8 protein-coding genes are annotated in these 16,256 nt (G+C 73.4%); all 8 read left to right on the top strand.

Annotated elements, in window-relative coordinates:
* The first annotated feature begins 163 nt into the window (after nucleotides 1-163).
* The 8 genes from OG406_RS24390 (at nucleotide 164) to OG406_RS24355 (ending at nucleotide 16,179) form a co-directional block, all read left to right on the top strand.
* Nucleotides 164-3,988, top strand: a complete 3,825-nt coding sequence (locus OG406_RS24390) for an FHA domain-containing protein (protein WP_329187758.1) — start codon at nucleotides 164-166, stop codon at nucleotides 3,986-3,988.
* Nucleotides 3,989-4,244: 256 nt separating this feature from the next.
* Nucleotides 4,245-5,654 (top strand): ABC transporter substrate-binding protein, encoded by a 1,410-nt coding sequence (locus OG406_RS24385; protein ID WP_329187756.1) that lies wholly within the window; start codon nucleotides 4,245-4,247, stop codon nucleotides 5,652-5,654.
* 7 nt (nucleotides 5,655-5,661) lie between these two features.
* Nucleotides 5,662-7,002, top strand: a complete 1,341-nt coding sequence (locus tag OG406_RS24380; protein ID WP_203661095.1) for a carbohydrate ABC transporter permease — start codon at nucleotides 5,662-5,664, stop codon at nucleotides 7,000-7,002.
* Nucleotides 6,999-7,910 (top strand): carbohydrate ABC transporter permease, encoded by a 912-nt coding sequence (locus OG406_RS24375; protein ID WP_164374095.1) that lies wholly within the window; start codon nucleotides 6,999-7,001, stop codon nucleotides 7,908-7,910. Before OG406_RS24380 ends, OG406_RS24375 begins: the two co-directional genes overlap by 4 nt.
* 151 nt (nucleotides 7,911-8,061) lie before the next feature.
* Entirely contained in the window at nucleotides 8,062-10,365 is a 2,304-nt protein-coding gene (locus OG406_RS24370; RefSeq protein WP_329187753.1) for a bifunctional glycosyltransferase/CDP-glycerol:glycerophosphate glycerophosphotransferase, read from the top strand.
* Between the two features lie 123 nt (nucleotides 10,366-10,488).
* Nucleotides 10,489-12,648, top strand: a complete 2,160-nt coding sequence (locus OG406_RS24365) for a bifunctional glycosyltransferase/CDP-glycerol:glycerophosphate glycerophosphotransferase (RefSeq protein WP_164374093.1) — start codon at nucleotides 10,489-10,491, stop codon at nucleotides 12,646-12,648.
* A gap of 1 nt (nucleotide 12,649) precedes the next feature.
* Nucleotides 12,650-14,866, top strand: coding sequence for a bifunctional glycosyltransferase/CDP-glycerol:glycerophosphate glycerophosphotransferase (locus OG406_RS24360; protein ID WP_329187751.1), 2,217 nt, complete (start codon nucleotides 12,650-12,652; stop codon nucleotides 14,864-14,866).
* A 59-nt stretch (nucleotides 14,867-14,925) separates the two neighbouring features.
* The gene (locus OG406_RS24355) at nucleotides 14,926-16,179 is read left to right on the top strand and encodes a hypothetical protein (protein WP_267051637.1); all 1,254 of its coding nucleotides are present in this window, start codon (nucleotides 14,926-14,928) and stop codon (nucleotides 16,177-16,179) included.
* Nucleotides 16,180-16,256 lie beyond the last annotated feature (77 nt).

Below are 16,256 nucleotides of genomic sequence, written 5' to 3'. Positions count from 1 at the left end.
TCACTTACGGGTGGGGGGCGGGCGTGTTGTCAGTGGCAGGTGCGAGGATGCCTCCAGTACTGGCCGACGTGCCCGTGTGCGGTGGGGGATTTCTGCGGTGGGGGACCGCAGCACAGCCTCGTCCTCGTCGCGGGCACCTGCGCGGAAGGGACCCCTGACGGCGATGCAGATCCGGCTGACCGTCGTAGACCCGTTGGGCCCGCCCTCGGAGCCGCGGGGGCGCGCCGCGGCCTGCGATGTGCTGGTGACCGCGCCCGCCGGGACGGCGCTGGCCGCGGTCGCGTCGGGGCTGGCCTCGGCGGTCGGGGGGAGCGGGGGCACCGGCCAGGGCGAGCGGGGCCGAGAGCCCGGTGGCGGCCAGATCGTGCTGTACGCGGGCGCGGAGCGGCTCGACGCCCAGCGCTGCACCCTCGGTGAGCCACCCCTGACGGACGGCGCAGTGCTCTGCCTGGGCGCGCCCGCCGAACCGGGCCCCGACCTGGACGACGTCTCGGCCCAGCTCCATGTGGTCGCCGGTCCCGACGCGGGCGGGGTCCATCTGCTGCACGGCGGCCAGATCCACGTGGGCCGCTCCGCCCGGGCGGACGTACCCCTGGACGACCCGGACGTCTCCCGTCTGCACTGCGCCGTCACGGTCACTCCGGACGGCCGGGTCTCGGTCGCCGACACCGGCTCCACGAACGGCACGACGCTGGACGGCGCCCGCGTGGGCGAGCGTCCCGTCCGCTTCACCGAGGGCGCCCTGCTGCGCGTCGGCGAGTCGGCCCTGCGCCTCGCCCCGCCCGGCGGCCCGGGCGCGTTGGCGACGGCCCCGGACGGCGAAGGGCACGTCCGGGTGTCGGCGGGCGCCCCGCGCGACGCCCCGGACGGCGGCTCCGCCGGACCGCTCCCCTCGTCCGCCCCGTCGCCGAGCGCCTCCCCGGACGACCGGCAGCCGCACGGAGCGGTCCCCCACGCGCGCGGGGACAGCGCCTCCCTCTTCCAGGGAGGCTCCCTGCCTCCCGCGGACGCGACCCACCACACCTACGGCACCTCCGAGTGGGGGGCCTCCGCGGACGGGGTCCCCGGAACCGGGGAGTACGGGCGGTACGGGGGGTCGGAGCCGCCCGTCGTGCCGGAGCAGGGCGGAGCACCGCGGATCGAAGGCGGCCCGCGCGGCGGCGCCTCCGCGGGGGCGCGGGGACGCCCCGGCGGGAGCGGCGGCCACACGGGGACCACCGGGGAATGGCCCGAAGGAGAGCCCGAGGACACCTTCGGCGCCGGACCGGGCATCCCGGGCGCCCGCAAGGGCACGCCGATGCGCGGCACGGACGTTCCGGCGGGGATGCGCAGGCGCGGCGGTCTCGGCGCCTGGGCCCGCCGGCTGACCGGAAGCCGCGGCGGACCGGAGGGCGCGGCGCCCGAGACGTGGGACGACGGAGCGCTCGTGGTGCGGGACCTGCCGACCGCCGTGCACCGCTCGCCCGAGACCTGGCCCGACCCGGCGGCGCTGCTGCTCACCGCCCTCGGCCCGGGCCCCCGGCTCTGGGAGCGCGGCCCCGGTCACCCGGAGGCCCTGACCGTGCGGCTCGGCACGACCGACCGGACGACCCCGGGCGGCGCGGGCGCGCTGCCCGCCGTGCCGGTGACCACGGGACTCCGAGAGGTCGGTTCCCTGGGCCTCGCGGGACCGAGGGCCCGGCTGGCGGGGCTGGCCCGCGCGGTCGTCGCCCAGCTCGCCACGCTGCACTCCCCCGACGCGCTGGAAATCGTCCTCATCAGCGCCGACCGGGCCCGGTCCGTGCAGGAGCGCAGCGCCGAGTGGTCCTGGCTCGGCTGGCTCCCCCATCTGCGTCCCACCCACGGGCAGGACTGCCGTCTCCTCCTCGCGTACGACCGCGAACAGGCGGCGGCGCGCACCGACGAACTCCTGCGCCGCCTGGAGGACCACCTCGCGGAGACGGACGGCGGACCGGGCCGGCGGGGCACCCGCCCCGGCGGCGACGGTGGCTCCGTCCCGGCCGCCCGGCGCGCGGAGCGGCACGACAGCGGCGGACACGACGGACCCGGCACCGGCGACCCCGCGCGCGGTGCGGCACACCGGCCCTCCTGGGCGCGCGACGGGAGCGGACCGGACACCGGCTCCGGACCGGACACCGGCTTCGACGGCCCGTACACGGTGGTCGTCGTGGACGGCGACCCCGGTGGCGCGGACGTCCGGGAGGCCGTCCTGCGCCTCACGCACGAGGGCCCGCGGGCCGGTATCCACGTGGTGTGTCTCGCCGAGACGGCCGCAGCGTCCCCCGCGTCCCCGGTGACGGAGACGTACGAGGCGGCATGCGCCGTCGTGCCCGCGTTCCGTGCCTGCGGGGCGGTGGCCCTGCTCAGCGGGGACGTGGCCACGGCACTGCGGCTGCTGCGGGTGGCGCCGGGCGGTACCGGCGATCCCGTCCCCGGCGGGACTCCCCGGACCGGGGCACCGGACGACGGCCCGTTCCACGACGGTGGGTCGGAGCGCACCGGGCCGCCGGTGCCGTCACCGCGTTCCGGCGCCGCGCACACCGGGCCGTCGGCCGCCTCGTCGCGCCACGACGGATCGACGCACCTGGGCATCCCGCATCCGGGAGCCGGACGAGGATCCGGGTCCGGCGCCGGATCGTCCTCGTCGCACCCCGGCCGCACCTCCCCCGGCACCGCGGGCCGGCCGGCGCGCGGTCCCGTCGGTCACGGCACCGTCGCCGCGGTGGACGCCGTGTCGCTCGCCTGGGCCGAGCGGTTCGCGCGGGCGCTCGCACCGCTGCGGACGGACGGCGCACAGGGCGACCGGCACACCCGCGTGTCCGCCCCCCTGCCCCAAGCGGCCCGCCTGCTCGACGAGTTGGGCCTCGCGCGCGCCACCCCCGCCTCCCTGATGGCGCGTTGGGCGGACGCCGCGGACGACACGGAGGCGCTCGGCGGACGGGCCAGGGCCGTCCTCGGCGCGGGCCCGCGCGGCCCCGTGGCCGTCGACCTCCATGTCGAGGGCCCGCACCTGCTGATCGAAGGCCCGCCGGGCAGCGGCCGCACGGAGCTGCTGCGCTCGGTCGCCGCGTCCCTCGCCGCCGCCGAGCGGCCCGACCGGCTCGGCATCGTCCTGATGGAGGGCCGGGACGGCACGGGCGGGCACGGCACGGCGGCCGCCGGTGAGGGCCTCCAGGTCTGCACCGACCTGCCGCACGTCACCACTCATCTGACGACCAACGACCCCGTTCGCATGCGGGAGTTCGCGCAGTCCCTGAGCGCGGAGCTGAAGCGGCGTTCGGAGCTGCTCGGCCGGCTCGGCTTCGGCGAGTGGCACACCGGGCAGGCGGTGTCCGGCCGGCTGGTCGCCCAGCGCGCGCCCGGCCCGTCGGCGGGCACCAGGCCGTCGACCGGCGCCGCCGACCTCGACACACCGTCCAGCTCGACGCTGCGGCTGCGGCCCGCCGCGGCCCGCCGGCAGACCGAGCCGGGTCCGCCGCTGGCCCGCCTGGTCGTGGTCGTCGACGACCTGGACGCCCTGCTGTCACCGCCGTTGGGGTCCCCGGGACGTCCGGCGGCCGGTTCGGTCGTGCGGGCGCTGGAGGCCGTGGCCCGCGAGGGCGACCGGCTCGGGGTGCACCTCGTGGCGGCGTCCGCGGTGGACGGCCGTACGGCGGGGTCGGAGCTGGCGCGGTCCGCCGCGCTGCGCGTCGCCCTGGACGCGCCGTCGCCGGGACCGGACGAGCCCTCCCCCGGGCGGGGCCGTCTGCTGCGCCGGGACGGGCGGGAAACGCCCTTCCAGGGCGGCCGGGTCACCGGACGCATCCCCCGCACGGCGACACTGCGCCCCACGGTCGTCCCCCTGGAGTGGCATCGGATGGGCGACCCGCCGGCCCGCCGCCCCGTCCGCGAGCTGGGGAACGGCCCGACGGACCTGGCCCTGCTCGCCAGCGCGCTGGAGCGCGCGGCACGTTCCGTCTCCGCCGCCGAGGTGCCGTCGCTGCTGTAGTGGATCCGAGGGATCGGTCCGGCCCCGGGCCGATCCTGAGCGACGCTTCCGGAGCGGGGAACCCGCCTCAAGTGCCCTGTTCGCGAGGTCTGTTCGGGTCGCGCGCAGGGGTGCCCGACGTCACGACCCAATCACGATCGCTCACTTGACAGTACCGGCGCTCTTGCCGCCCTCGAGCGACCAGGCGTAGACCGGAGCGCACGGGACAGCTGTTCGGACGTTCAACGAGGAACGCAGAACGGAGAACGGGGCACTGATGCGCAGCACTCTTCGTACACGCAGGTCGACCGATCACGCCACGCACCGCTCACGCAGGACCGCGCAGGCCGCCGCTGCCGCGCTCGTCGCGGGGGCGCTCACGCTCACCGCGTGCGGCGGCGACAACGACAGCAAGGACAAGGGAACCGACGGCGGCAAGGCCACCGCGAGCGGTGACACCGGCTCCGTGACCCTGCCCAAGCTCGACGGCGACACCCTGGAGGTCGCCGCCGTCTGGACCGGCGCCGAACAGGCCAACTTCAAGAAGGTGCTGGCGGAGTTCGAGAAGCGGACGGGCGCGAAGGTCACGTTCGTACCCGCGCAGGACCCGATCATCAACTTCCTCGGCTCGAAGATCGCCGGTGGCGCGCCGCCGGACGTCGCGATGCTCCCCCAGGTCGGCGCCATCAAGCAGGCCGTCGACAAGAAGTGGGCCAAGCCCGTCGGACCCGAGGCCCAGGCGCAGTTGGCGAAGAACTACGCGCAGGGGTGGCAGGACCTCGGCAAGGTCGACGGCAAGCAGTACGGCGTCTACTACAAGGCCGCCAACAAGTCGCTGGTCTGGTACAACGCGAAGGTCTTCGAGAACGCGGGCGCCAAGGAGCCGAAGACCTGGAAGGACTTCCTGACCACCGCGCAGACCGTCTACGACTCCGGTGTCACCCCCGTGTCGGTGGGCGGCGCGGACGGCTGGACGCTCACCGACTGGTTCGAGAACATCTACCTCTCCCAGGCGGGCCCGGAGAAGTACGACCAGCTCGCCCAGCACAAGATCAAGTGGACGGACCCGTCCGTGAAGGACGCGCTGACCACGCTCGCCCAGATCTGGGGCGACAAGAACCTCATCGCGGGCGGCCCGGACGGCGCGCTCCAGACGGAGTTCCCGGCGTCGGTGACGCAGACGTTCACCGGTGGCGACCAGCCGAAGGCGGGCATGGTCTTCGAGGGCGACTTCGTGGCCGTCAACATCGCGGAGACCAAGGCGAAGATCGGCACGGACGCGAAGGTGTTCCCCTTCCCGGCGGTCGGTGCCAAGCCGCCGGTGGTCAGCGGTGGCGACGCCGCGGTCGTCCTGAAGGACTCCAAGCCGGCCCAGGCGCTCGTCACCTTCCTGGCCTCGCCCGACGCGGCGACCATCCAGGCGAAGCTCGGCGGCTATCTGTCGCCGAACAAGAGCGTGGCGCTGTCGGCCTACCCCAACGCGGTCCAGCAGAAGATGGCCAAGGCGCTGGTCGCGGCCGGTGACGACTTCCGCTTCGACATGTCCGACCAGGCCCCGCAGTCGTTCGGCGGTACGCCCGGCAAGGGCGAGTGGAAGGACCTCCAGGACTTCCTGAAGAACCCGAAGGACGTCGCGGGCGCCCAGAAGAAGCTCGAAGCCGACGCCGCAGCGGCCTACAAGGGCTGATCCGGCGATGACGTCGGCAACGGCCGGGGGCACCGCACCGGTGCCCCCGGCCCGTAAGCGCAAGAGCGTGACCGGCACCCGCAGGACCGTGGCAGCGCTCTTCCTGCTGCCCGCCCTGGTGCTGCTCGGCGCGCTCGTGGTCTACCCGATCGGGTACTCGGTCGTGCGCAGTTTCTACGACCAGTCGGGCGACGGTTTCGCGGGGATCGACAACTACAAGGCGCTGTTCAGCGACGACGGCATCCGCACCGCGCTGAAGAACAACATCATCTGGGTGGTGTTCGCCCCGACGGTCGCGACCGCGCTGGGCCTGATCTTCGCGGTGCTCACCGAACGGGTGAGCTGGGGAACGGCGTTCAAGCTGGTCGTCTTCATGCCGATGGCGATCTCGATGCTCGCCTCCGGCATCATCTTCCGGCTGGTGTACGACCAGGACCCGGAGAAGGGCATCGCGAACGCGGTGTGGGTGGGGGTGCACGACACCTTCGCCTCGTCGTCGGCGTTCCCGAAGGCCCACCTCGGCCGGGAGTCGCCCCTGAAGGCCGACGGGGGCGGCTTCGTCACCCGGGACGCCGTGCGGGCCGGACAGTCCGTGTCCCTGCCGCTGGTGGGTGTCGCCCCGGACCAGATGCCGGACAGCGCCAAGAAGGCGGTGCGGGCGAGCACGGACCCCGGCAAGGTCACCGGCACCGCCTGGCAGGACTTCACCCGCGGCAAGGGCGTGGGGAAGCTCGGCCAGGTCGACCCGAGCGAGCTGGGCTACTCCGGGATGCGGATCGAGGCGGTCAAGGACGGCAAGGTCGTCGACTCGACGACGGTCGGCGGCGACGGCACGTTCACCCTCTCGGACAAGGCCGACGGGGCGCTGCTGCGGCTCCCGGCGGACAACTTCAAGGAGCCGTACAACGGCCTCGACTGGCTCGGCCCGTCACTGGTCACGCCCGCCATCATCGGCTCGTACATCTGGATGTGGGCGGGCTTCGCGATGGTGCTGATCGCCGCGGGGCTCGCGGGCATGCCGCGTGAGCTCCTGGAGGCGGCCCGGGTCGACGGGGCGAACGAGTGGCAGGTGTTCCGCCGGATCACGGTGCCGCTGCTCGCGCCGGTCCTCTCGGTGGTCGCCGTGACGCTGATGATCAACGTGCTGAAGGTGTTCGACCTGGTCTTCATCATCGCTCCGGGCTCCTCCCAGGACGACGCGAACGTGCTGGCCCTGGAGCTGTACCGGAAGGGGTTCGCCGAGGGCCAGCCGGGCATCGCGAGCGCCATCGCGGTGTTCCTGCTGCTGCTGGTGATCCCGGTGATGCTCTTCAATGTCCGCAGGCTCAGGCGGGAGGTGCGGCGATGACGGCCCATGCCGGAAGTCTCACGAACACGGCGTCGGCACCCGAGGCGAAGACGGCCCGGCGGTCGCTCGGTTCACGGATCGCGGGCGCCGTCAGCGGCGGCGTCCTGCGCGTCTTCCTGCTCCTGGTCGGCCTGTTCTGGCTGGTGCCGACGCTCGGGCTGCTGCTCTCCTCGTTGCGCAAGCCGGAGGACATGAGCGCGACCGGCTGGTGGAAGGTCTTCACCACGCCCTCGCAGCTCACCCTGGACAGCTACCAGAAGCTCCTGGAGAACAGCGACATCACCAACTCGCTGCTCAACACGGTGCTGATCACCGTGCCGGCGACGCTCCTCGTGGTGGTGATCGGCTCGCTGGCGGGCTACGCCTTCGCCTGGATGGAGTTCCCCGGCCGCGACTGGTGGTTCCTCGGCGTGGTCGGCCTGCTGGTGGTGCCGGTGCAGGTGGCGCTGCTCCCGATCGCCGAACTCTTCGGGAAGATCGGCATCTTCGGTTCCATCATCGGCGTGGTCCTCTTCCACGTCGGGTACGGACTGCCGTTCGCGGTGTTCCTGCTGCGGAACTTCTTCGCGGAGATACCCCGGGAGCTGCTGGAGGCGGCCCGGCTGGACGGCGCGGGTGAACTGCGGCTGTTCGCCCGGGTCGTGATGCCGCTCGGCGGGCCCGCCATCGCCTCGCTGGGGATCTTCCAGTTCCTGTGGGTGTGGAACGACATGCTGGTCGCGCTGGTGTTCTCCGACTCGGGCAGCCAGCCGATCACGGTCGCCCTCCAGACGCAGGTACGCCAGTTCGGCAACAACATCGACGTGCTGGCGCCCGGCGCCTTCATCTCGATGGTGATCCCGCTCGCCGTGTTCTTCGCGTTCCAGCGGCAGTTCGTGTCCGGCGTGATGGCCGGCGCGGTCAAATAAGCAGGCTGCACGAGCACTTGAGGGGCGGGCCGGACACCGGCCCGCCCCTCGCCGTTCACCGGACATCCCCCGTATGCCACATCTGGCGTAACCAAGTCACCCCTTCGGCCGTTCCCGGGCAGGTATGCCCGCGCCGACCCATGGATGTCCCGTGCCCCGGTTCAGTGTCATCGTCCCCGCGTTCAAGGTTCAGGCGTACCTGCACGAGTGCCTCGAATCGGTGCTCGAACAGTCGTATCCGGATCTCGAACTCATCGCGGTGGACGACTGTTCGCCCGACGCGTGCGGCTCGATCATCGACGAGTTCGCGGCCCGCGACGCGCGGGTCCTCGCGGTGCACCTGCCGGAGAACGTGGGACTCGGCCGCGCCCGCAACGCGGGGATCGAACGCGCCACCGGCGACTACCTGCTCTTCCTGGACAGCGACGACACCCTCACCCCGGACGCACTGCACGCGATCGCCGACCGGCTGAAGGAGACCGCCGAACCGGACGTGCTGGTCTACGACTACGCCCGCACCTACTGGTCGGGCGAGGTCCGGCGGAACCAGCTCGCGGCGGAGCTGTCCGAGGAGGGCCCGGCACCCTTCCGGCTCGACGAACGGCCGGGCCTGCTCCGGCTGCTGATGGTGGTCTGGAACAAGGCGTACCGCCGGGAGTTCGTCGAGCGCGAGGGCCTCACCTTCCCGCCCGGGTACTACGAGGACACGCCGTGGACCTATCCGGCGATGATGTCCGCCGAGTCGATCGCCACGCTCGACCGGGTGTGCGTGCACTACCGCCAGCGGCGGCACGGCAGCATCCTCGGCACCAGCAGCCGCAAGCACTTCGACGTCTTCGCGCAGTACGACCGGGTGTTCGCGCACGTCGCCGCGCACCCGGAGCTGGAGCGGTGGCGTCCGCTGCTGTTCCGCCGCATGGTCGACCACTTCTCCACGGTGTTCGTGAAGCGGGACCGGCTGCCGCGCGGCGCGCGGGCCGAGTTCCTGCGCAAGGCCCGCGACCACTACCGGCGTTACCGCGTGCCGGGCTCCCCCGCCGGACTGCGGCTGCCTCTGCGGCACGTCCTGGTCAGGTTCGGCACGCACCGCACCTACCGGCTGCTGTCGCTCCTGTCGCGGGCCCGGAAGAGAGCCGTGCGGCTGACCGGCGCCCTGCGGCGCTCGGCACGGACCGCGGCGCTCCGGCTCCACTACCGGGTGCAGCTCCGGCTCCCGCTGCGCGCCGACCGCGCGGTGTTCTCCAGCCACGGGGGCCGCGGACACGGCTGCAACCCGGGCGCCCTGGAGTCGGCGTTCCGCACGTACGCGCCGCACGTCCGCACCACCTGGATCGCCGACCTCGAACACCATCACACGATCCCCGCCGCCACCGGCCGGCTGCGCCCCGGGACCGCCGGCTACTGGACGGCCCTCGCCCGCTCCAAGTACCTCGTGAACAACGTCGACTTCGACCGGAGTCTGGTGAAGCGGCCCGGCCAGGTCGTGATCCAGACGCAGCACGGGACACCGCTCAAGCACATGGGCCTCGACCTCCAGGACCGGCCGGCCGCCGCCCGCGGCACGGACTTCGCCGAGCTGCTGCGCGACGCCGACACGTGGGACTACTGCCTGTCGGCCAACCGCCACTCCACGCTGGTCTGGGAACGCGCCTTCCCCTCCTCGTACGACACGCTGGAGTACGGGATGCCGCGCAACGACGTGTTCCAGCAGGCGACTTCGGCCGACGTGGCCCGGCTGCGCGCGTCGCTCGGCATCCCCGAGGGCGCGGTCGCCGTGCTGTACGCGCCCACGTACCGCGACTACCGGAGCGGCCAGCGCCGCACCCTGGACCTGGAGCGGGTGCTGCGGCAGCTCGGGCCGCGGTTCGTGATCCTCACCCGCGCCCACCACCGCTACGGCGCGCCGCTCACCGACGCCCCGGCCGGCCGGCTCATCGACGTGTCGGACCATCCGAGCGTGGAGTCGCTCTGCCTCGCCTCGGACGCGCTGGTCACCGACTACTCGTCCCTGATGTTCGACTACGCGGGCCTGGACCGGCCGATCGTCGTCCACGCCGACGACTGGGAGGCGTACGAGGCCGCCCGCGGCACCTACTTCGACCTGCGCGCCTTCCCGCCCGGCGCGGTCGCCCGCAGCGAGGACGAACTGATCGACATCTTCGCGACCGGCCACTGGCGGGGCTCGCGCTCCTCGCAGCTGCGGGCCGCGTTCCGCGAGCGGTTCTGCCCGTACGACGACGGGCGCGCCGCCGAGCGGGTGGTGCGGCGGGTGGTGCTCGGGGAGACGGCGGGGCTGCCGCCCTTCATCCCGTTCGCGGAGCGGCACCCGGTCCCCTCGGCCGTCGAGGCGCCTCCCCGCACGGGGGCCTCCGCCCCGCCCGAGGTCGCCGCCGCCGCGCCGCTCGCGGCCGTTCCGGCGCCGGGCGGTGCCCTCCCCCTGACCGAACAGCACTGAACCGGAGTCCGCGTGCCCTCCAGCCCGTCGCGGCCCACCCCCACCCGGCCGACCACGTGGCGGCCGACCGGGCGCCCCGGGCGATGAAACCCCCGTTCGGCGCCCCTTGAGAGAAAGAACAGAATGCCCCGCTTCAGCGTCATCGTGCCCACCTTCGGAGTCGCCGGGCGCCTGTCCCACGCGCTGGACTCGGTCCTCACCCAGTCCTTCGGCGACGTCGAGCTGATCCCGGTCTGCGACGAGCCGGACTCACCGGCCGCGGCGGTCGCCGCCGGATACGCCGCCCGCGACCCCCGGGTGGCGCCCGTCCACTCGCCGCCCTCGGGCGGCCTGAGCGGGGCCCGCAATGCCGGGATCGCGGCGGCGACCGGCACCTACGTCCTCTTCCTCGACGGTGACGACGAGCTGGCGCAGGGTGCGCTCACCGCGCTGGACGCTGCACTGCCGGCCGGTGTGGACGTCCTCTACTTCGGGCACCAGCGGGTGCACTGGTGGGAGGGCGAGCCGAGCACACCGCCGCTCGACAAGGCCCCCGAGGTCCTCGGCGTGCACGTCCCGGCATGGAGCGCGGCCTACCGTCGCGCCTTCCTCGTCGAGCGTGGACTCACCTTCCCGGAGGGGCATTTCACCGACGCCGGCTGGGGCGGGCTGGTGACGGTGGCCGCCGAGCGGACGGCCGTGCTGCGCACGGTCTGCGTGCGCCACCATCTGCGCCGCCAGGGCAGCCGGCTCAACGCCCCGGGCGAGCACCACTTCGAACTCCTCGACCAGGTCGAGCGGGTGCTGGCCCGGGTGGCCGAGCAGACCGTGCCCGCCGCCCGGTCCAAGGCGCTGTTCGGCCAGCTCTTCACCCTGGTCCTGAAGACGGCCGCGCATCCCACCCGGGTGCCGGCGCGCCGCCGCCGGGCCTTCTTCCGCCGGGCGGGGCGGCTCTACCGGCGCCACCGTCCGGCCGGCTACCGCGTTCCGGGAGGCAGCCTCGGCGTGCAGCACCGGCTGCTCGCTACGGGCGCCTACAGCGCGTTCCGCGCCCTGCGCGGCGCCAACCGGGCCGCGGCCGGAGCGGTCCGGCGGGTCCCGCGTCCGAGGATGCTGCGCACCCGGGCCTTCTACGCCGCCCAGCTGCGCCGCCCGCTCGACGAGAACCTCGCCGTGTACTGCGCGTACTGGGGCCGCGGATACGCCTGCAACCCGGCCGCGATCCACGCCAAGGCCCGTGAACTGGCCCCGCACATCCGCTCGGTGTTCCTGGTGGAACCGGACGCGGTGGACGCGGTCCCGAAGGACGTCGAGCACGCGGTGATCGGCAGCCGGCGCTCCTGGGAGGTGCTCGCCCGCGCCAAGTACCTGGTGAACAACGCCAACTTCGCGGACGCGGTGGTCAAACGGCCCGGCTCCGTGCACGTCCAGACGCAGCACGGCACCCCGCTGAAGAAGATGGGCGTCGACCAGTCGACGTATCCGGTGGTGGCCGCGGCGACCGGCAGCTTCACCAAGCTGCTGTCCCGGGTGGACCGCTGGGACTACAACCTCTCCTCCAACCGGCACTCCACCCAGATGTGGGAGCGGGCCTTCCCCGGCGGCTACGAGGCCCTGGAGTACGGCTATCCCCGCAACGACGTGTACTGCACGGCGACCGCCGAGGACGTGGCACGGGTCCGTGAGCGCCTCGGGGTGCCCGAGGGGCGGACGGCCCTGCTGTACGCCCCCACCCACCGCGACCACAGCACCGGCTTCGAGTCCCGCCTCGACCTGGAGGCGTTCTGCGAGGCGGTCGGGGACCAGTTCGTCGTCCTGCTGCGGGCCCACTACTTCTACGACGAGGGCAGCGGGCGCGGCTCGGGGCGGATCATCGACGTGACCGGGCACCGCTCCTCCGAGGACGTCTGCCTGGCCGCGGACGCGCTGATCACGGACTACTCGTCGATCATGTTCGACTACGCCAACCTGGACCGCCCCGTCGTCGTGTACGCGGACGACTGGGAGGTCTACCGGGAGACGCGGGGCGTCTACTTCGACGTGATGGAGGAGCCGCCGGGCCGGGTCGCGCGCACCCCCGGGGAACTGGCCGCGCTCTTCACCGACGGCTCGTACGCCGACCCGGAGGCGACGGCTCTGCGCGCCCGGTTCCGCGAGCGGTTCTGCCAGTTCGACGACGGAAGGGCCGCCGAGCGGGTCGTCCGCAGGGTGCTGCTGGGCGAACCCCCCGAGGCGATCCCGCCCGTCCTGCCGCTCGCCGAACGCCGCCCGGCTCCCGCCGCGTCCACCCTCGTAAGGAGCTGACGTGCCCCGCTTCAGCATCATCGTCCCCGTCTTCAAGGTGCAGGGCTTTCTGCGCGAGTGTCTCGACTCGGTCCTGGAGCAGTCGTACACGGACCTCGAGGTGATCGCCGTCGACGACTGCTCCCCGGACGGCTGCGGAGCGATCCTCGACGAGTACGCGGACCGCGACCCGCGCGTGCGGGTGCTGCACCTGCCGGAGAACGTGGGGCTCGGCCGCGCGCGCAACGCGGGCATGCCCCTGGCCACCGGGGACTACCTGTTCTTCCTCGACAGCGACGACACCCTCACGCGGGGGGCGCTGCGCGCCGTCGCCGACCGGCTGGAGGAGACCGCGGACCCGGACGTGCTGGTCTTCGACTACGCCCGCACCTACTGGTGGGGCGGCACCCGCAGGAACGTGCTCGCCCGGGTGCTCGCGGAGGCCGGCGCGGGGACCTTCTCGGCGTCCGAACACCCCGAGATCCTCGACCTGTTGATGGTGGTGTGGAACAAGGTCTACCGGCGCGGGTTCGTCGAGACGGAGGGCTTCGCCTTCCCGCCCGGCTACTACGAGGACACGCCGTGGACGTTCCCGGTGATGCTCAGCGCCCGGCGGATCGCCGCGCTGGACCGGATCTGCCTCGCCTACCGGCAGCGCAGGCAGGGCAACATCCTGTCCACCACCAGCCGCAAGCACTTCGACATCCACGACCAGTACGAGCGGGTCTTCGCGTTCGTCGACGCCCGGCCCGAGCTGTCGAGCTGGCGCCCTTACCTGCACCACAAGATGGGCGAGCACTGTCTCGACATCCTCTCCAAGCCGGACCGGCTGCCGGAGGGTGACAAGGCCGAGTTCTTCCGGCTGACGGCAGCGCTGTTCCGCAAGCACCGGAGCGGCCCCGTGCCGCCCGAACTGCGGGTGCTGGAGGGCGGGTTCACGCGGTACCGGCTGCGGCGGCAGGCGGTGCGGGCGGGACGGGAGCTGAGCCGGCGCGGGCAGCAGGTGCGCAGGGCGGCGACCGTGCGGGTCAAGCGCGGCTGGTCCACGCTGCACGAACACCGCCCGCTGGACCCGAACCTCGCGGTGTACTCGGCGTTCTCGCACCGCGGGGTCCTCGGCGACCCGGCGGCCGTGTACACGGCCGCGCGTGAACTCGCGCCGCACATCCGGGGTGTGTGGGTCGTCCGCGACGAGGAGCAGGCCGCGCTGCTGCCGCCCGGCACCGAGCACGTCCTGCTCGACTCGCCCCGCTATCGGCGGGTGACCGCGCGGGCCACGTACTTCGTGAACAACGTCAACTGGCCCGGTTCCCTGGTGAAGCGCCCCGGCAGCGTCCACATCCACACGCATCAGGGCACTCCGCTGAAGTTCATGGCCGCGGACCTGCTGCACAAGCCCGGTGCCCGCCAGGGCTTCGACGTGCCGCAGATGCTGCGCCGCGCCGACCGGTGGGACTACAGCCTGGTCGCGAACCGGCATTCGGAGCTGGTCTGGGACCGCGCCTACCCCTGCCATTTCACCTCGCTGCGCACCGGCAGCCCGCGCAACGACATCCTCGTGCGGGCCCGCTCCGAGGAGGGGGCCGGGGCCGCGGTCCGCGCCCGCCTCGGCATCCCGGCGGAGAACCGGGTGGTGCTGTACGCGCCGACGCGACGCGACTACGTGCGCGGCGGGCATGCCGACCGGCTCGACCTGGCCCGGTTCGCGGACGATCTCGGGGACGGCCACACCCTGGTCGTACGGCTGCATCCCTCGCTCGCGGACGGTCCGGCGCGCGGGATGGGCCTGGCCGAGCTGCACCGGCGGGGAGTCCTGGTCGACGCGACGGACGAGCCGTCCGTCGAGGACCTGATGCTCGCCTCCGACGCCCTGGTCACCGACTACTCGGCCCTGATGTTCGACTACGCCAACCTCGACCGGCCGATCGTGCTCCTCGCCGACGACTGGGGCGCGTACGCGGCGAGCCGGGGCGTCTATTTCGACGTCACCTCGGACGCTCCGGGCCATGTGGCGGGCACCCAGCGGGAGTTGGCGTGGCTGTTCGCGTCGGGGTCCTGGCGGGACGCCGAGTCGGCGCGGCTGCGGGCCGGATTCCGGGCGCGGTTCTGCGAGTTCGACGACGGGAGGGCCGCCGAGCGGGTGGTGCGGACGCTGATGCTCGGCGAGCGGCCCGATGTCCCTGCCCCGGCCGTCGCGGTTCCCGCGCAGGCGGGACACGACGTCCTCGCGTCCTCGTGAGCTCCCCGCGTTCCTGGTCGCGGGCGCTGCGCCGGCCGCGGTCCCCGCGCGGCTGGGTGATGGTGATCGCCGCGGTCTTCGCCGTGCTCCAGCTCGCCAACATCACCGGCCGGGACACCCCCGACACCAAGAACTACCTGTCGTACGCGCTGAGTCTGAGCGGCGACAGCAAGCACGAGGCCGCTGCCCGGACGATCGACTACGCGTGCGCGAGCAGGGCGTCGGTCGCCCGCCGCAACCAGGCCGTCGACGTGGTGCGCTTCCACCGCGCCAGTCCGACGCGCCGGGTGGTCGAGGAGTGCCGTCGTGCCGAGTGGCGGGGGGTGTCCGCGCGGCTCGCGGCCGGTCAGACGGCCGGCCGCACGGTGCCGTTCATGCCGCCCCGCTTCATGCGGATCTTCGAGGTGCGGCCCGGCTATCCGGTGCTGCTGGTGCCGTTCGTCACGGTCCTCGGGGTGACGTGGGGCCTGTGGGTGTCGAGTGTGCTCGTGACGGTGGCCGGGGGCGTTCTCGTGTTCCTCGTGCTGCGGACCCTGCGCACCTCCACCGGCGCGGCCCTGACCGGTCAGGCGCTCTTCTACGTCCTGCCGTGCGGGACGACGGCGATGCGCCCGATGACCGAGGGCCTGATGATGACGGTCACGCTGGCGGCGCTGTGGGGCTGCGCGCTGCTCCTGGAGGGCCGGGCGCGGGCCGGGACCTGGCTGGTGGGCGGGTCGCTTGCCGTCCTCTTCACGGTCAAGCACTCGCAGGCGCTCTTCCTCGGCCTGTGTCTGGCCGCCGTCTGCGCGCTGGACCTGGTGCGCCGGCGGCGCTGGGACGGGCCGTTGCGGACGCTCGGGGTGGTCGCCGGCTGTGCGGCGCTCGGCACCGTGCTGCTCGCGAAGGTGCTCCACTATCCCTCCGAGTCGGAGAGCCTCCAGGATCTCCTGACCGGGCACTTCTCCCGCCCCGACCGGGCCCGTCCGTGGCCGGAGTTCTTCCATCTGGAGAGCGCGTTCTGGATCGAGTGGCTGCGCCGGCAGCTGTGGGAGCCGCTGTTCCTGGCGGCCGTGCTGGCGTCCGGGTGGGGTGCGCTGCGGCGGCACCGCGCCTTCGCGCCCTTTCTGCTGGCGGCGGCGCTCACCGGGGTGCTGAACCAGGCGGGGCACCCGGACATCAACATCTGGGGCGACCGGCTGATCGTGGTGCTGTGGCTGCTCCCGGTGGTCGGCCTGCCGCTGCTCCTGGACGCGGTCGTCCGTCCGGGCGTACGGGCTCTCTCCGGCGCGGTGCCGGGGCCCGCCCGGCGGGACGCCGAGGTCGCCCGATGAGGTGATCTTGGGCTAGCGGCCCGGCACCGACGGGCATATACCGCAGATGCCACAAACCGTTGAGCCCGCCCTCCCCG

The organism is Streptomyces sp. NBC_01428, from assembly GCF_036231965.1.
Taxonomy (GTDB): domain Bacteria; phylum Actinomycetota; class Actinomycetes; order Streptomycetales; family Streptomycetaceae; genus Streptomyces.
This window is presented reverse-complemented; position numbering and strand designations above follow the sequence as displayed.